The sequence below is a fragment of the Pseudomonas sp. NPDC089422 genome (genome assembly GCF_044749405.1).
Taxonomy (GTDB): domain Bacteria; phylum Pseudomonadota; class Gammaproteobacteria; order Pseudomonadales; family Pseudomonadaceae; genus Aquipseudomonas.
On sequence record NZ_JBIVHW010000007.1, the window covers coordinates 332,253 to 346,908 of the forward strand.

Sequence of the window (14,656 nt, forward strand, 5' to 3'; positions counted from 1 at the left end):
CCCAGCACTTTCAGATCAGACCTTGAACTGCGCCACCATGCCATTCAGGTCCACGGCAAGGCGCGACAGGTCCTGCGCCGCCGCACTGGTCTGGTTTGCCCCTGCCGACGTCTGCATCGCCAGGTCACGAATGTTCACCAGGTTGCGATCCACCTCCCGTGCCACCTGCGCCTGCTCCTCGGAAGCACTGGCGATCACCAGGTTGCGCTGGTTGATCGAAGCGATCGCCTCGGCAATCACCTCCAGCGCCTGGCCCGCACCCTGTGCCACTTCCAGCGTGCCGTTGGCCCGGCCGCGGCTGCTGTGCATCGCCGACACCGCCCGCTCGGTACCGTTCTGGATCCCGGCGATCATCTGCTCGATCTCTGCCGTCGACTGCTGGGTACGGTGGGCGAGGGCGCGCACCTCATCGGCCACCACGGCAAAACCGCGACCTGCCTCACCCGCGCGGGCCGCTTCGATCGCCGCGTTGAGCGCCAGCAGGTTGGTCTGCCCGGCAATCGCGCCGATCACGTCCAGCACGCGGCTGATCTCGTTGGCGTTGCTGGCCAGCTGTTCGATCTCGGTCGAGGTGCCCGTCACGTCGTTGACCAGATGCTGGATCGAGGCCAAGGCCTGGTTGACCTGATCACGGCCATCGCGGGTGTTCTGGTCGGCACCTTTCGAGGCGTCGGCCGTGCTCACCGCGTTGTTCGCCACTTCTTCCACCGCCGCGGTCATCTGGTTGACGGCGGTGGCGGCCTGGTCGATTTCCGCGCTCTGCTGGTGCAGGCCACGGCTGGTGTCTTCGGTGACGGTGTGCAGCTCTTCCGAGGCCGAGGCCAGTTGGTCGGAGGACGCGGCAATCTTGCGGATGGTCTCGCGCAGGCTGTTCTGCATACGGCTCAGGGCGCGCAGCAACAGGGCCGGTTCATCACGGCCGACGACACGGATGTCCTGGGTCAGGTCGCCTGTGGCCACACGCTCGGCCACGGCGACCGCGTCGGCCAGCGGCACCACGATACTGCGAGTGAGCACAGTGGCGATGGCGGCCAGGGCGAGCATGATGATCACCAGCGAAGCGATGATGGCGGTTAAGGCCTGATCGGCCACATCGCTACTGCGTTGCGAGGCATCGTCGGCACCTTTGCCGTTGTAGGCAATAAGCGCGGCCATGGCCTTCATCATGGCGTCGGCGTACTGGGTGAGCGGGCCGCTGATCTGCTGCTTGGCCTCGTCCATGCGACCTGCCGCGAGGTCCTGCAGTACGCGTGCCTGGAGGTCGAGGTATTGCTGGTGGGCAGCATTGAAGGCGTTGAACAGGGCTCGGTCATCGGCGGCGATGATGGTGTCCTCGTAGTCCTTGAGGCCACCGTTGAGCTGCTCGTTGATACCTTTGGCCAGCTCGATGTTGCGTGCGCGTTCGCTGGCGTTGTCGTCCAGCGCGGCGCGCAGGGTGACGGCGCGGGCGCGGCCGAGGTTGGTGCTGATTTCACTGAGGGCGACCACGGCGGGTATCCAGGTGACACGGATTTCGTCCGTGGCCGAGTCCATCTGCCGGGTTTCATAGATCGCGATAAGGCCCATGGCCAGGACCAATGCGCCCAACAGGGCGAAAACGCTGGTAGCGCGGGTGCCGATCTTCATATTCCGTAACTGCATGGAATGCTCCTTGACGTTGGCGTGCAGGCGTCAAGAGCATGGACGGATGGCCGGGTCACCGGGGATGGCGCCAGGCTCTCGATGCGCTGCGGATTAAAGTGTGTGCCTCACCCTCTTGAATGTTTTTTGATTTGAATGATGCCATATGGCCATTAATATTGACCAGTCATTCAATGTAACGACATATGCTGACAAATCCGTCATTTATTGACGGATCTGTCAGGATTTTGCAGTTAAACGATCGCGATCAGCGGGTCGGCAGCAGCCAGTGCCAGGGCGCGATCGGCGGCCGGTGGGTAGATCCATACCCCGTTGATCTGGCGCTTCAGCGCCTTGCCTTCCTGGCCCTGCAGCTTCAACTCGCGCTCCCAGCCTTCACTGAAGGCCGCGCCCCATTCGCCGAGGTCCAGGCAGGTGACGTACTTGGGTTGACGGTAGACCACCGGTGCTACGCCCAGCAGGTCGGCCATGGCGTTGTTGCCGGAGTGGCGGCCCATGGGGATGGCGTGCTGGCAGGTCATCAGGGCGTGGTTGCCCAGTTCGTCGACGGCGGCCCAGGCGGTGTCGCCGGTGGCATAGATGTGGTCCTGGCCGATTACCTTGAGGTGGTCGTCGACCTTGAGGCGGCCAAAGTTGTCACGCTCGCCGGCGACCTGGGCGGTCAGCGGGCTGGCCTTGACACCGGCGGTCCAGATCACGGTCTTGCTGGCGATGTACTCACCGCTGTCCAGGGTCACGCCGCCGGCATCCACCGCCACCACCGAGGTGCCGGTCAGCCACTCTGCGCCAGCCTGTTCACTGGCTGCGACGATCGAAGGGGTGATGCCGGCACCGAGTGCAGCACCGACGCGGGTGCCACGATCGATCACCAGTACTCGTACCTCAGTGTCGTTGCCGAGGATGGTGCGCAGGCGGACGGGGATTTCCGTGGCGGTTTCGATGCCGGTGAAGCCACCGCCGCAGACCACCACGGTGTTGCGCGCCTTTGATGCGGGCAGGGCGGCCAGGCCGAACAGGTGCTGCTCGAGCTTCACGGCCGACTCCATCTGGTCGACATCGAAGGCATGTTCGGCCAGGCCTGGAATCGCCGGGCGCGCCACCTGGCTGCCGGCGGCGAGGATCAGGCGGTCGTAGGCAATCTGCTGACGCTGGCCATCGACATCGCTGTAGCTGACGCTGCGGCCTTCGGCATCGATGGCTTCGGCATTGCCGGTGATGAAGCGCACACCGACTGCATCGAACAGTTCACCGACCGGTGCCTTCAGGTTGTGCGCGTCGGCCTCGTAGAAGCGTGGGCGAATACGCAGTTCCGGTTGCGGGGCGAGCACGCTGATGCTCAGGTCGTCGCGCTGGGCCTGGTCGAGCAGGCGGGCGGCGCTCAGGGCGCTCCAGACTCCGGCAAAGCCGGCACCGATGATCAGGATGTTCGATTTCATGGAAGAGCTCCGCAAGGTTGAAGAGGGCTTCGAGGGCGTTGGTTGGGCTGCTCGAATAACTACGACTGTATTGATCGTAGTTTTAATCGGCAAGTGTTTTTTTTCAGCGGGTAGCGGTCGACGCCCGGCAGAAACCGGGTGGATGCCTGTGATTCATGGCTTTAGCGGGCAGAGCATGGGCGTGAAATGGCGACGAATGGCGCAGGGCAGCTTTGCGCTGTGCCAATGATCAGCGTAGTATTTACGACAAAGTTGGTCGGAGATTTATATGTCGCTCTACAGTGCTGGCGTCGAATACGGCATCCATTGCCTGCTGTACCTCGTGGATGAACGAGGTGATACCCGTGAGTCCAGCGTGCGCGACCTGGCGGAACTGCAGGGCGTGCCGCAGGAATACCTGGCCAAGGTCTTCACCAAGCTTGCCCGGGCCAAGCTGGTGGTGGCCACCGAAGGCGTGCGCGGCGGTTTTCGCCTGGCACGGCCGTCGGACGAAATCACCGTGCTGGATATCGTCAATGCCATCGACGGGCCGAAGAAGATCTTCGATTGTCGCGAGATCCGCGAACGTTGCACCTTGTTCGAAGGATCAGCACCGGGTTGGGCGACCGAGGGCACCTGCGCCATTCATGCGGTGATGCTGGGGGCGCAGAAGCGCATGGAAGAGGCGTTGGCGCAGCAGACCATCCTCGACCTGTCGCGGCGGTTTGGGCGCAAGGCGCCGGCCGAGTTCGGGCAGCAGGTCAATGAGTGGATGAGCGAGCGACGTGATGGCAAGGGTGCCGGGGACATTCCGGTCAGCCAGGTCTGATTCTGCGGCCTGTCCCGGCCCTTTCGCGGGCAAGCCAGCTCCCACAGGGACTGCACAGTATTCAGAAGCTGTGATGTACCTGTGGGAGCGGTCGTACACCGCGAAAGGGCCAGGATAGGTCAACGGCCTTCGTGCTGGCGACGATAGGCCCCAGGCTGCACCCCCATGGCCTTGGCAAACGCCCGGGTAAACGCAGCCACCGACTGGTATCCCACCTGTACCCCCACCTGCTCCACGGTTTTGCCCGCCTGCAGCAACCGGCACGCATGGCGCATGCGCAGCGCCAGCAGTACCTGCCCCGGCGATTGCCCGGCCAGTTCATTGAAACGCTTGAAGAACGCCGAACGCGACAACCCGGTGCAGGCTGCCATGCTCTCCAGTGTCCAGGCCTGCCCAGGCTGTTCGATCAATTGTTCCAGCAACCCGGCAAACGCCGGCTGGCGGGCGAGGGCGACCAGCCCGCCCAGCAATTGCCCGCCATGTGCCTGCTGGCGCAGCACGTACAGAAACAGCAAGTGGGTCAGGCGCTCCAGCAGCGTTTGCGAGGGCGAGCGCTGGCACTCCTCCAGAATCAGCCCGAACAACGCCCGCGCCGCATGCCCGGCCGGCTCATCGGCGCGTAGCACGATCCAGTCGGCCAGCCCCTCGACGATCAGTGACGATAACCCGGCACGGAAGTCGAAGAACCCGCAGACCAGGCCCACACCATCGCTTGCCGTCGCATCCAGCGACTGCATCTGCTGGCGTGGCTGCTCGCAGGCTGCGATCGGGTCCTGGTCATTGGACAGCCGATAGCCCAGGTCGCGCAGCAGAAACACGGCATCGCCGGTTGCCAGTCGCACGGCCTCGCTCTGGCCATCGAGGTGCAGCCAGCAATGGCCCTGCACCACCACGTGAAAGCTGGCGCGGCCCATGCCCTGGGTGCTGGCATGCCAGCCGCCGCAGTAGCGGCCGACATGGAACAGGCTGGCGTCGAGTTCGAGGCTTTCTAATAACCAATCGACAAGATGGCTGGATGAAATCATCTAATGCAAAGACTCAGGAGCAAGGAAAGGCGACTGATGAATATGGAGGGTAATTCTTATAACCAACAGACTGTAGCGACACACATCAAAAGGAGACCACTCCATGTCCTCGCGCATTACTCTACACACTCTGCAGAGCGCCCCGGAAGCGGCCCGCCCATTCCTGGAAAACGCCCAGAAGAACTCCGGCTTCATTCCCAACCTGCTCGGCGTGCTGGCCAACGCCCCGGCAGCGCTGGAAACCTATGTCACCGTTTCCGCCCTGAACGGCAAATCCGAGCTGACCCTGGCCGAGCGTGAGGTGGTACAACTGATTGCCGCCACCAAGCACGGTTGCGACTTCTGCGTCGCCGGCCATACCGCCGTGGCCCTGAACAAGGCCAAGCTGCCCGCCGAGGTGGTCGACGCCCTGCGTGCCCGTGGCGAACTGCCGGATGCCCGCTTCGAGACCCTGGCCGAATTCGCCCGTGAAGTCATTGCCACCCGCGGCAATGTCAGCGACGCCACCTACCAGGCGTTCCGCACAGCCGGTTTTACCGAGGGCAACGCCCTGGAAGTGATTCTTGGCGTGAGCCTCGCAACCCTGTGCAACTTTGCTAATGTGTTCGCCCAGACGCCGCTCAACGACGAGCTGAGCAAGTACCGCTGGCAGCCAACTGCGTAATTGACGCCTGGCGCTGGTGGCGCCTGCGATTTCAAAAGGAGTAGGGACATGCTTGATGCTGCATTTCGTCAATGGCTGGATGCCAATGCCGAGGCAATCGACCAGGGCCAATGCGACCCGCAACAGGTGCTGGCGCACATCGCCGAATCGCAGCTGCTGCGCGTCGGCGTCGCCCCGGCATTGGGGGGCAGCGGGGGCGCGGTCACCCATGCGGTCGAAGCCATCGCCGCCATCGCCAGCCGCTCACTGGCCGCAGCCTTCGTCTGCTGGGGCCAGCGCGCATTCATCGAATACCTGCTGCAAAGCCCCAACCAGGCCTTGCGCGAGCGCTTGCTGCCCAGCCTGCTGACCGGCGAACTGGCCGGTGCCACCGGTTTGTCCAACGCCATGAAGTTTCTCTCCGGGATCGAGGCCTTGCAGGTGCGTGGCCGCCCCGGCGCGGCGGGCTGGACACTGGAGGGCCGCCTGCATTGGGTGACCAACCTGCGCAAGAGTGGCTTCGTCGTGGCAGCGGCCATCGAGGACGACGCCGGCGGTTCGCCTTTGGTGATGGCCATTCCCTCCGACAGCCAGGGCCTGGAGCGCTCTGACGACCTGGAACTGATGGGCCTGCAATCGAGCAACACGGCAGCGCTGGCGTTCCACCAGGTCGAGTTGAGCCGCGACTGGCTGCTGCACGAAAACGCCCGCGAATTCCTGCCCAAGGTGCGCCCGGCGTTTCTCGCCCTGCAGTGCGGCATGGCCATCGGCCTGGCGCGGCGCTCGTTGCACGAAGTACACGAACACCTGCACGGGCGCCTGTCGTTCCTCGAAGAACACCGCCAGGTGCTCAAGGAACGCCTGGAAAATACCGTGGCCGAGCTCAAGCAAGGCCTGCTCGAAGGGCGCTTCCAGAGCCAGCCGGCGGCACTGTTCAAGTTGCGCATCACCCTCGCCGAAAGTGCGGCCGACGCCGTGCAGCTGGAGCTGCAGGCCAGCGGCGGCAAGGCATACCTGGATGAGTTCGGTGCCGGCTTCGCCCGCCGCTGGCGCGAGTCGGCGTTCGTGCCGATCGTCACCCCAAGCCTGGTGCAACTGCGCGCCGAGCTGCATCGCCAGGCCGCCAGCGCATGAGCCAGGCGTTACTCGAAGCCTGCGAGATCAGCCTGGGCTACCCGCGCGAGGGCGGCTGGCAGGACGTGCTGGCGCGCTTCGACCTGCAACTGGCGCCAGGGGAGGTGGTGACCATCCTCGGCCCCAGTGGTGTAGGCAAGTCCAGCCTGCTGCGGGTGCTGGCCGGTCTGCAGCTACCGCGCGGCGGTCGCGTGACCCTGCACGGCGAGCCGCTGCAGGGCCCCCATCCGCGCCTGGCGGTGGCCTTCCAGGACCCGAGCCTGCTGCCCTGGCTGAGCCTGGAAAAGAACGTCGCCTTCGGCCTGGACTTCGCCCGCCAGCCCAGGCTGGCTGCTGCCGAGCGCCGTGCGCGCATCGACCATGCCATCAGCGCGGTGGGCCTGGCCCATGCGCGCAACCAGTATCCGGCGCAGTTGTCCGGCGGCATGGCCCAGCGCACCGCGCTGGCTCGCTGCCTGGCGCGCCAGCCTGAAGTCCTGCTGCTCGACGAGCCGTTCGGTGCGCTCGATGAAGTGACCCGTGCCGACATGCAGCAATTGCTGCTGCAACTGATCGCCACCCACAACACGGCGGCGGTGCTGATTACCCACGATATCGACGAAGCCCTGCTGTTGTCCGACCGGGTGCTGCTATTGGGCAACCACCCGGCGCACATCCTTGGCCAATGGCACATCGACCTGCCGCAACCGCGCACGCACCGGGTCGAGGAGCTGGGCGCGTTGCGAATCGAGATTCTGAAAACCCTTCGGCGGGCAAGCCGCACGGCTGAACCTTCCCCTACCTCGTTGCCTTCGGAGCCTGCACATGTGCATGGATGACTGCTGTTCCGCCACTTCACGTCGTGATTTCCTCAAGCTCAGCGCCATGCTCACTGCCGCCGGTGCCGTGCCGCTGCTTTCCAGCCTGCAGGCCCGCGCCGCCGCCGAACCCGACGCGCCGGTGCGCATCGGCTACCTGCCGATCACCGACGCCACGCCGCTGCTGGTGGCGCACAACAACGGCCTGTTCGAGGCCGAAGGCATCAAGGCCGAGCGCCCGGTGCTGCTGCGCAGCTGGGCGCAGGTGATCGAGGCGTTCATCTCCGGCCAGGTCAACGTCATTCACCTGCTGTCGCCGATGACCGTCTGGGCACGTTACGGCAGCAAGGTGCCGGCCAAGGTGGTGGCCTGGAACCATGTTGGCGGTTCGGGCCTGACCGTGGCGCCGGACATCACCGACATGAAGCAGCTGGGCGGCAAGACCGTGGCCATCCCGTTCTGGTACTCGATCCACAACGTGGTGCTGCAGCAGATGCTCGACGACAACGGCCTGACCCCGGTGTCCAAGCCCGCCAATGCACAGCTGGCGGCCAACGAAGTCAACCTGCTGGTGCTGCCGCCTTCGGACATGCCGCCAGTCCTGGCCAGCAAGCGCATTGCCGGCTACATCGTCGCCGAACCGTTCAATGCCCTGGCCGAGAACCTCAAGGTCGGCCGCGTGCAGCGCTTTACCGGTGATGTCTGGCGCAACCACGCCTGCTGCGTGGTGTTCATGCACGAGCACGACCTGAACAACCGCCCGGAATGGTCGCAGAAGGTGGTCAACGCCATCGTCAAGGCCCAGCACTGGACCCGCGACCACCGTGCCGAAGCGGCGGCGCTGCTGTCCAAGGCGGGCCCCAACAAGTACACCCCGCATGAACCGGCAGTGCTGACCAAGGTTCTGGCCCCGGCCGCCGAAGACCGTGCCAGCTACATTGCCAGTGGCGCCATTCAGCATCAGCAGTGGGATGAGAAGCGCATCGACTTCCAGCCCTACCCATACCCCAGCTACACCGAGGAACTGGTCAAGCGCCTGAAGCACACCCTGATCGAGGGCGAAAGTGGCTTCCTCGCCAATCTGGACCCGGCGCAGACGGCTCGCGACCTGGTCGATGACCGCTTCGTGCGCAATGCCATTGCGGCAGTCGGTGGGCCTTCGGTGTTTGGCATCGCCGAGAACTTCCAGCGCAGCGAGGAGTTCGCGGTCTGATGCGCAAGCACGTCGTCCATGCCGGCCTGGGGTTGGCCGGCCTGCTGGGGTTGCTGTTGCTGTGGTGGCTGGGTGTGCGGCTGTTCGGCGAGGCCGACGGCCTGTCGGCGCGCTTCTCGCCCCAGGCGACCCTGGCCAGCTTGGTCGAGCTGCTTGGCCAAGGCGAGGTCTACGGGCATGTCTGGGTCAGCCTCAAGCGCATTCTGGTCGGCTTGTTGCTGGCGCTGCTGATCGGCGTGCCGCTGGGGCTGCTGGTCGGCAGCTACCGGCATCTGGAGGCGGCGACCACACCGGCGTTCCAGTTCCTGCGGATGATTTCGCCACTGTCGTGGATGCCGGTGGTGGTGATGCTGATGGGCGTGGGTGACCAGCCGATCTACTTCCTGCTGGCCTTTGCCGCACTGTGGCCGATCCTGCTCAACACCGCCGCTGGCGTGCGCCAGCTCGACCCGCGCTGGCTGCAGCTGAGCCGCAGCCTCAGTGCCACGCGCTGGGAAACCTTGTGCAAGGTGATCTTCCCTGGGGTGATCGGCCATGTGCTGACCGGCGTGCGCCTGGCCATCGGCATCCTGTGGATCGTGCTGGTGCCGTGCGAGATGCTGGGGGTGAGTGCGGGGCTGGGGTATTTCATTCTCGATACCCGCGACCGCCTGGCGTACTCGGAGCTGATGGCAATGGTGCTGCTGATCGGCGTGCTGGGGTTCATGCTCGACGCTTTGGCCCGTGGGCTGCATCGGCGCTGGGTGCATGCCTGAAAATTGCCGGGGCTGCAAAGCAGCCCCAGATTATCAATGCACCGACTTGCGCTGCCGCGCACATTCCTTGGCCTGCACCGTCAACTCGTCCAGCCATTCATCGCGCTGCTGCTCGGCATCGAGCATGGCATCCTCACCCTGCTGATTGAGCAGGTAGGTGTGAATCTGCAGCACCTCGGCCGTCTGGTAGATCGGCGCAATGTCCAGCCGCCCGATCAGCGCGCCACTGGCCTGGCCAGTGCTGCTCATCAGCACCTGCGGCCCGCTGGCGGCGACCACCTGCATGCCCATGTTTTCGAACCAGGGCACCTGGCTGGCAAAGGCATTCAGCTCGACGCTGGCATGGCGCGCTTGCGCATCACCCAGCAGGGCACGGGCAATGCCTTGGCGGCGGTGGCTGGGCGCCACGGCCAGAAACGCCAGGGCGCAGGCCTGGGGGTTGTCCTGGGCCGGCAAGGTCAGGGCGAAACCAAGCAACTGGTCGGGGGCGTCGGCATCCAGGGCCAGGGTCAGTTCCACGGCCAGGCCGCGGGTGCCGTCCATGGCCTGCAGGTATTGGTGCACCTCCATGCCGACACCGTACTGATACAGCGGATACAGCGGGTTTTCGGCACGAATGGCGACGCTGCTCAGGTCGCCGACGTTGTGGATTACCAGCTCGCGGATCTGGTTCTGGAAGGATTCGGGCGGCACGCTGTCGAGGCGGCTCAGGATGAACATCGGTAAACGGGCTCCGGCTGCGGTTGGCTCACCCCGCGCCGGGTTGGCGCGGGGTGAACAGTCTAAACCCTTTTTAGCCGCGCATCGCGGCGAGCATCAGGTCGAGGTTCTGCACCGCCGCGCCCGAGGCCCCCTTGCCGAGGTTGTCGAACACCGCCGTCAGTACTACCTGGCCGTGCTCGGGGTTGGCGTACAGCGCCAGGCGCAGGTCGTTGCTGTCGTTCAGCGCCTCAGGGTCGAGCGGGGTGGCCGGACCTTGCTGGTGCAGGGGCATCACCTGCACATGGCGGGCGCCCTGATAGTGCTGTTCCAGGCAAGCCTGCAACTGTTCGGCGGTGGCCTGGCCCGGCAGCAGGCGCAGTTGCAGCGGGATGCTCAGGACGATGCCCTGGCGATAGGCCGCGTAACCCGGCAGGAACATCGGCCGTGCCGACAGGCCGGCGTGCTGCTGGATTTCCGGCACGTGCTTGTGCGCCAGTTCCAGGCCATACAACTGCAAGGTCGGGGCGTGTTCAGCGTCCGGCGTCTCGTGCCGCTCGACGGCCGTGCGACCGCCGCCGGAATAGCCGGAGATGGCATGGATGCTCAGCGGGTAGTCGGCCGGCAGCAGGCCGGCCTTGACCAGCGGGCGCAGCAAGGCAATGGCGCCAGTGGGGTAGCAGCCAGGGTTGCTGACCCGCTTGGCCTGGGCGATACGCTCGGCCTGCTGCCCGTCCAGTTCCGCCAGGCCATAGACCCAGCCTGGCGCGGTGCGGTGCGCGGAACTGGCGTCGATGACCCGCACCGCCGGGTTTGCGATGGCCGTCACGGCCTCGCGGGCGGCGTCGTCGGGCAGGCACAGCAGGGCGATGTCGGCGCTGTTGATGGCGTCGGCGCGGCGCTGTGGGTCCTTGCGCTCGGCTTCGGGCAGGGTCAGCAGGCGCAGGTCGTTGCGGCCTTGCAGGCGGGCGTGGATCTGCAGGCCGGTGGTGCCTTGGTCGCCGTCGATGAAGACAACTGGGGTGTGCATGGTCGGGGTCCGGTCAGGGGAGGGGATGACCTATGCTCGCCTGTGGCCTTGAGAAAGAAAATTTGAATATCATGATGCTGACGTTCAGTTCTGATGAATCAAGGATCGCTGCTCATGCGCGAAATCAGCCTCGACCGCCTGCGCACCCTGGTGGTAATCGCCGACCAGGGTTCCTTTGCCGAAGCCGCCCGCCAGCTCAACCTGGCGCCGCCCACCATCAGCCTGCATGTGGCCGAGCTGGAGGCGCGAGTCGGCGCACCGCTGCTGACCCGTAACCGCAACCAGGTGCGCCCCACGACCATCGGCGAGACCTTGCTGAACCGGGCCCGCCGCCTTCTGGCCGATGCCGACCTGGCCCTGGACGAAGTGCGCCGTCAGGTCGAAGGCCTGACCGGGCGAGTACGCCTGGGGGCCTCCACGGGTGCCATTGCCCACCTGCTGCCCAAGGCCCTCGAGCACCTGCGGGGGGCGCACCCCGGTATTGACGTGCAGGTTCAGGTGCTGACCTCCCAGGCCTCCCTGGCGCGTTTGCGCGAAGGCACCCTGGATATCGGCCTGGTGGCGCTGCCGCAGGTGGCTGGCAAGGGTGTCAGGCTCACGCCATGGCGGCGTGACCCGATCCTGGCGTATGTGCCGGCCGACTGGCAGCCGCCCGCCAAGGTCACCCCCGCCTGGCTGGCGCAGCGTGCGTTGATCCTCAATGACAACAGCACCCAGCTGTCGCGGGTGACGGGTGAGTGGTTCGCGGCGGCGGGTTTGTATCCCGAGCCGCGGATCGAGCTGAACTACAACGATGCAATCAAGAGCCTGGTGGGGGCTGGCTATGGCGCGACGCTGTTGCCGCAGGAAGGTGAGGCCGCCGAACTGGACCGGCGCATTGCGCGCCGGCCGCTGCGCCCCGGGTTGTGGCGCCAGCTGGGGATTGCCTGCCGGGAGGGGGAAGTGGAGCGGGCCACCGGGTTTGTGCTGGAGGCGCTGGAGCGCTTGCGGCAGTAGGGGCTGCTATCACCCGTCTCAAGACCCACACTGTACCTTTGGGAGCCGCGCTTGCCGGTGAAAGGGGTGCAGAGCGCCGCCCAGAATTCAGCCCCGCTCTCGCCGGCGCACCGCCGTCACGGTCTCGCCGCCAACCCCCCAGTTGTCGGTCGGCACTTCCTCGATCACCACAAAGGTACTGGCCGGTGGCTTGCCCAGCACCTGTTGCAGCAACTGCGTGGTGCCCTCGATCAGCTGGCGCTTGTGTTGCTGGGTCACCCCTTCATCGGTCACCCGGATATGCACGTAAGGCATGGCTGCTCGCTCCTCGGTTCAGTGCCAGGTGCCGGCGGTGCTACCACCGTCCACGGGCAGGATGACGCCGCTGACGAAGCGCGCATCGGTCAGGTACAGCACGGCATCCACCACATCCTGCGGCTTGCCTGTGCGACCGCTCGGTGACAGCCCGCCAAGGCCTTCGACGTTGCCACTGTGCAGCGGCGTATCGATGATCCCGGGCGCCACCGCATTGACCTGCACGCCGCTGGCGGCCAGCTCCAGGGCCAGGCCTTTGACCGCCTGGTTGAGCCCACCCTTGACCAGCACCGGCAACAGCGCCGGCACGCGGGTATCTGGCTGCAGGGCGATGGACGCGGTGATGGCGATGATCTGCCCATGGCCTTGCGCAGCCATCACCCGTGCCGCTGCCTGCGACGGATAGAAAAAGCCCTTGAGGTTGGTGCCGACCAGCGCGTCGACGTCGGCCTCGCTGTACTCGGTGAAGGGCTTGGGGATGAAGATCCCGGCGTTGTTGATCAGGATGTCGACGCCGCCGAAGGTCGCCTGGGCCGTGGCGATCAGGCGCTGGGCAGTTTCGCCCTCGGCGATGTCGCCGGCCACGCCGACGAAGCGCTGCGGATGACCGAGGCGGGCGGCGGCCTGGTCCAGGCGTGCCTGGCTGCGGGCATTGCCCACCACGTTGTCGCCGCGTTCGAGGAAGGCCTCGGCGAGGGCGAAACCCAGGCCGCTGGAGGCCCCGGTGATGATGACGGTTCTTGGCTTGCTCATGGTTGCGTTCTCCGGAAGTGAGCCGGTGGCTCGTGGTGGAACTCACTGTAGGGCGCAACGCCGGCTTGAAAAATGAGCCGGATGGCATTTCAATCGATACATCATGTAATCAATAGAGCTGCCATGACCCGCCACTTCGACGACCTGCAACTGGGCAGCCTGGAACTGTTTTGCCTGGCAGCCGATACCGGCAGCTTCACCGCTGCAGCAAGCGAGGCCGGCGTCACGCCGGCAGCGGTGAGCCGCAGCGTGGCGCGCCTGGAAGAACGCCTGGGCGTGCGCCTCTTCGTGCGGACCACACGGCAGATGCGCCTGTCCGACGCCGGCCAGGCCTATTACCAGCAATGCCGACAGGCGCTCGGGCAACTGGTCGAGGCGGAGCGCCAGGCCACCGGTGGCCAAGCCGTGCCCAGTGGCCGCTTGCGCATCAGCGCGCCCACCCCTTATGCGCATCACCGTCTGCTGCCGTTGCTGCCGGCGTTCCGCCAGCGCTATCCACAGGTGCAGGTAGACGTGCATGTCAGCAATCGCAACGTCGACTTCGCCGAAGAGCCCTTCGACCTCGCCATCCGTGGCCGCGAGCCCGCCGATTCGCGGCTGGTGGCGCGGCGCCTGGAGGATGCCGAACTGGTGGTGGTGGCGACGCCGGGCTACCTGGCCCGCATGGGTACGCCAAAGGTGCCGCAGGATTTGGCCGGGCATGAGTGCATCCAGTTCGAGCTGGCCAGCAACGGTCGCCGTTCGCCTTGGCGTTTTCGCATCGAAGGCCGCGAGGTTGAAATGGATACCGACGGTGGCTTCACCTGCCTGGGTGACTTTCTGGCGACAACGACACTGGTGTGCCATGGAGGTGGCCTGATGCAGGCCTACCGCTTCACCGTGCAGGACGCGCTGGCCCGTGGTGAGCTGGTCGAGGTACTGGGCGATTACGGCGGTACCTCGCGCCCCTTCATGCTGATCTACCCCCAGGCTCGGCACATGCCATTGCGGGTGCGGGCGTTCATCGACTTCCTGTTTGCCGAGACTGGACGAGCGCGGAGCTGAACCGACAAAGGGGGTGATCGCCGACTATGCTTCTCCCTGCGTCGAGCCAAATGTATCTCGATGACCATTCCGATAACCCAGGAGAACGCGACATGAAATACGTGACACTGCTGGTGGCTGCCTGTCTGGTGAGTTTGGGTGCCCACGCCGCTGATGAGGCCAAGATCAATTGTGATGCGAAGATCAAGGAACTGGAAGCCGATCACAAAGCCAGTGGTCAGGCCATGCACGGCGGTATGGCGCATGATTTCAAAGTGAAATGGGAACAAGCCAAAAAAGCTCGGGATGCGGGGAAATGGGCCGAATGTCAATCCGCCGCTGAGCAGGCCAAAAGTATCTATAACAAAGCGCGCCCGTAACGCCCTTTTCATGCGGACCTCTGCGCAGT

At 65.2% G+C, this 14,656-nt stretch carries 17 protein-coding genes; 10 read left to right on the top strand and 7 right to left on the bottom strand.

Going from position 1 to position 14,656, the window contains the following annotated elements; all coding sequences use genetic code 11:
• Window positions 1–15 precede the first annotated feature (15 nt).
• Both ACIPZ8_RS15945 and ACIPZ8_RS15950 read right to left on the bottom strand, forming a co-directional pair.
• Window positions 16–1,641, bottom strand: a complete 1,626-nt coding sequence (locus tag ACIPZ8_RS15945) for a methyl-accepting chemotaxis protein (RefSeq protein ID WP_400724867.1) — start codon at window positions 1,639–1,641, stop codon at window positions 16–18.
• Window positions 1,642–1,874: 233 nt separating this feature from the next.
• Complete coding sequence (locus ACIPZ8_RS15950) at window positions 1,875–3,077, bottom strand: NAD(P)/FAD-dependent oxidoreductase (RefSeq protein ID WP_400724869.1); 1,203 nt, start codon at window positions 3,075–3,077, stop codon at window positions 1,875–1,877.
• Here ACIPZ8_RS15950 and ACIPZ8_RS15955 point away from each other — a divergent pair.
• Together ACIPZ8_RS15955 and ACIPZ8_RS15960 are read left to right on the top strand one after the other, a co-directional pair.
• The gene (locus tag ACIPZ8_RS15955; RefSeq protein WP_400724872.1) at window positions 3,076–3,306 is read left to right on the top strand and encodes a hypothetical protein; all 231 of its coding nucleotides are present in this window, start codon (window positions 3,076–3,078) and stop codon (window positions 3,304–3,306) included. The two genes, ACIPZ8_RS15950 and ACIPZ8_RS15955, sit on opposite strands and share 2 nt — an antisense overlap.
• 39 nt (window positions 3,307–3,345) lie before the next feature.
• The gene (locus ACIPZ8_RS15960; protein ID WP_400724874.1) at window positions 3,346–3,885 is read left to right on the top strand and encodes an RrF2 family transcriptional regulator; all 540 of its coding nucleotides are present in this window, start codon (window positions 3,346–3,348) and stop codon (window positions 3,883–3,885) included.
• Window positions 3,886–4,004: 119 nt separating this feature from the next.
• Here the strand turns inward: ACIPZ8_RS15960 and ACIPZ8_RS15965 are convergent, their stop codons facing one another.
• The gene (locus ACIPZ8_RS15965) at window positions 4,005–4,910 is read right to left on the bottom strand and encodes an AraC family transcriptional regulator (RefSeq protein ID WP_400724877.1); all 906 of its coding nucleotides are present in this window, start codon (window positions 4,908–4,910) and stop codon (window positions 4,005–4,007) included.
• A gap of 103 nt (window positions 4,911–5,013) precedes the next feature.
• On the opposite strand from ACIPZ8_RS15965, the gene ACIPZ8_RS15970 reads away from it, so the two are divergent.
• The 5 genes from ACIPZ8_RS15970 to ACIPZ8_RS15990 are packed head-to-tail and all read left to right on the top strand — an operon-like array spanning window position 5,014 to window position 9,452.
• Entirely contained in the window at window positions 5,014–5,574 is a 561-nt protein-coding gene (locus tag ACIPZ8_RS15970) for a carboxymuconolactone decarboxylase family protein (RefSeq protein WP_400724880.1), read from the top strand.
• Window positions 5,575–5,622: 48 nt separating this feature from the next.
• Window positions 5,623–6,687: an acyl-CoA dehydrogenase family protein gene (locus tag ACIPZ8_RS15975; RefSeq protein ID WP_400724882.1), complete on the top strand. Its 1,065-nt coding sequence runs from the start codon at window positions 5,623–5,625 to the stop codon at window positions 6,685–6,687.
• Complete coding sequence (locus ACIPZ8_RS15980) at window positions 6,684–7,505, top strand: ABC transporter ATP-binding protein (RefSeq protein ID WP_400724885.1); 822 nt, start codon at window positions 6,684–6,686, stop codon at window positions 7,503–7,505. The genes ACIPZ8_RS15975 and ACIPZ8_RS15980 overlap by 4 nt, the downstream gene beginning before the upstream one ends.
• On the top strand, window positions 7,492–8,697 hold the full coding sequence (locus ACIPZ8_RS15985; protein ID WP_400724888.1) for an ABC transporter substrate-binding protein: 1,206 nt from the start codon (window positions 7,492–7,494) through the stop codon (window positions 8,695–8,697). Before ACIPZ8_RS15980 ends, ACIPZ8_RS15985 begins: the two co-directional genes overlap by 14 nt.
• The gene (locus tag ACIPZ8_RS15990; protein ID WP_400724891.1) at window positions 8,697–9,452 is read left to right on the top strand and encodes an ABC transporter permease; all 756 of its coding nucleotides are present in this window, start codon (window positions 8,697–8,699) and stop codon (window positions 9,450–9,452) included. The genes ACIPZ8_RS15985 and ACIPZ8_RS15990 overlap by 1 nt, the downstream gene beginning before the upstream one ends.
• A gap of 33 nt (window positions 9,453–9,485) precedes the next feature.
• On the opposite strand, the gene ACIPZ8_RS15995 is transcribed toward ACIPZ8_RS15990, so the two are convergent.
• Both ACIPZ8_RS15995 and argC read right to left on the bottom strand, forming a co-directional pair.
• Complete coding sequence (locus ACIPZ8_RS15995) at window positions 9,486–10,172, bottom strand: GNAT family N-acetyltransferase (protein WP_400724894.1); 687 nt, start codon at window positions 10,170–10,172, stop codon at window positions 9,486–9,488.
• 73 nt (window positions 10,173–10,245) lie between these two features.
• Window positions 10,246–11,181, bottom strand: coding sequence for an N-acetyl-gamma-glutamyl-phosphate reductase (gene argC, locus ACIPZ8_RS16000; protein ID WP_400724897.1), 936 nt, complete (start codon window positions 11,179–11,181; stop codon window positions 10,246–10,248).
• A 114-nt stretch (window positions 11,182–11,295) separates the two neighbouring features.
• Between argC and ACIPZ8_RS16005 the strand changes: the two genes are divergently transcribed.
• A complete protein-coding gene (locus tag ACIPZ8_RS16005) occupies window positions 11,296–12,177 on the top strand; it encodes a LysR family transcriptional regulator (RefSeq protein WP_400724900.1) in 882 nt (293 codons plus the stop codon).
• Between the two features lie 87 nt (window positions 12,178–12,264).
• On the opposite strand, the gene ACIPZ8_RS16010 is transcribed toward ACIPZ8_RS16005, so the two are convergent.
• Both ACIPZ8_RS16010 and ACIPZ8_RS16015 read right to left on the bottom strand, forming a co-directional pair.
• Window positions 12,265–12,471: a 4-oxalocrotonate tautomerase family protein gene (locus tag ACIPZ8_RS16010; protein ID WP_400724903.1), complete on the bottom strand. Its 207-nt coding sequence runs from the start codon at window positions 12,469–12,471 to the stop codon at window positions 12,265–12,267.
• An 18-nt stretch (window positions 12,472–12,489) separates the two neighbouring features.
• A complete protein-coding gene (locus ACIPZ8_RS16015; protein WP_400724905.1) occupies window positions 12,490–13,224 on the bottom strand; it encodes an SDR family NAD(P)-dependent oxidoreductase in 735 nt (244 codons plus the stop codon).
• A gap of 123 nt (window positions 13,225–13,347) precedes the next feature.
• Between ACIPZ8_RS16015 and ACIPZ8_RS16020 the strand changes: the two genes are divergently transcribed.
• Window positions 13,348–14,268: a LysR family transcriptional regulator gene (locus ACIPZ8_RS16020; protein ID WP_400724908.1), complete on the top strand. Its 921-nt coding sequence runs from the start codon at window positions 13,348–13,350 to the stop codon at window positions 14,266–14,268.
• A gap of 92 nt (window positions 14,269–14,360) precedes the next feature.
• Entirely contained in the window at window positions 14,361–14,627 is a 267-nt protein-coding gene (locus tag ACIPZ8_RS16025) for a hypothetical protein (protein ID WP_400724911.1), read from the top strand.
• Window positions 14,628–14,656 lie beyond the last annotated feature (29 nt).

Bases quoted from the DNA above. Each gene is read 5' to 3' on its own strand.
- ACIPZ8_RS15945 (WP_400724867.1), bottom strand. From the start codon at position 1,641: ATGCAGTTACGGAATATGAAGATCGGCACCCGCGCTACCAGCGTTTTC.
- ACIPZ8_RS15955 (WP_400724872.1), top strand. From the start codon at position 3,076: ATGGAAGAGCTCCGCAAGGTTGAAGAGGGCTTCGAGGGCGTTGGTTGG.
- ACIPZ8_RS15950 (WP_400724869.1), bottom strand. From the start codon at position 3,077: ATGAAATCGAACATCCTGATCATCGGTGCCGGCTTTGCCGGAGTCTGG.
- ACIPZ8_RS15960 (WP_400724874.1), top strand. From the start codon at position 3,346: ATGTCGCTCTACAGTGCTGGCGTCGAATACGGCATCCATTGCCTGCTG.
- ACIPZ8_RS15965 (WP_400724877.1), bottom strand. From the start codon at position 4,910: ATGATTTCATCCAGCCATCTTGTCGATTGGTTATTAGAAAGCCTCGAA.
- ACIPZ8_RS15970 (WP_400724880.1), top strand. From the start codon at position 5,014: ATGTCCTCGCGCATTACTCTACACACTCTGCAGAGCGCCCCGGAAGCG.
- ACIPZ8_RS15975 (WP_400724882.1), top strand. From the start codon at position 5,623: ATGCTTGATGCTGCATTTCGTCAATGGCTGGATGCCAATGCCGAGGCA.
- ACIPZ8_RS15980 (WP_400724885.1), top strand. From the start codon at position 6,684: ATGAGCCAGGCGTTACTCGAAGCCTGCGAGATCAGCCTGGGCTACCCG.
- ACIPZ8_RS15985 (WP_400724888.1), top strand. From the start codon at position 7,492: ATGTGCATGGATGACTGCTGTTCCGCCACTTCACGTCGTGATTTCCTC.
- ACIPZ8_RS15990 (WP_400724891.1), top strand. From the start codon at position 8,697: ATGCGCAAGCACGTCGTCCATGCCGGCCTGGGGTTGGCCGGCCTGCTG.
- ACIPZ8_RS15995 (WP_400724894.1), bottom strand. From the start codon at position 10,172: ATGTTCATCCTGAGCCGCCTCGACAGCGTGCCGCCCGAATCCTTCCAG.
- argC (WP_400724897.1), bottom strand. From the start codon at position 11,181: ATGCACACCCCAGTTGTCTTCATCGACGGCGACCAAGGCACCACCGGC.
- ACIPZ8_RS16005 (WP_400724900.1), top strand. From the start codon at position 11,296: ATGCGCGAAATCAGCCTCGACCGCCTGCGCACCCTGGTGGTAATCGCC.
- ACIPZ8_RS16010 (WP_400724903.1), bottom strand. From the start codon at position 12,471: ATGCCTTACGTGCATATCCGGGTGACCGATGAAGGGGTGACCCAGCAA.
- ACIPZ8_RS16015 (WP_400724905.1), bottom strand. From the start codon at position 13,224: ATGAGCAAGCCAAGAACCGTCATCATCACCGGGGCCTCCAGCGGCCTG.
- ACIPZ8_RS16020 (WP_400724908.1), top strand. From the start codon at position 13,348: ATGACCCGCCACTTCGACGACCTGCAACTGGGCAGCCTGGAACTGTTT.
- ACIPZ8_RS16025 (WP_400724911.1), top strand. From the start codon at position 14,361: ATGAAATACGTGACACTGCTGGTGGCTGCCTGTCTGGTGAGTTTGGGT.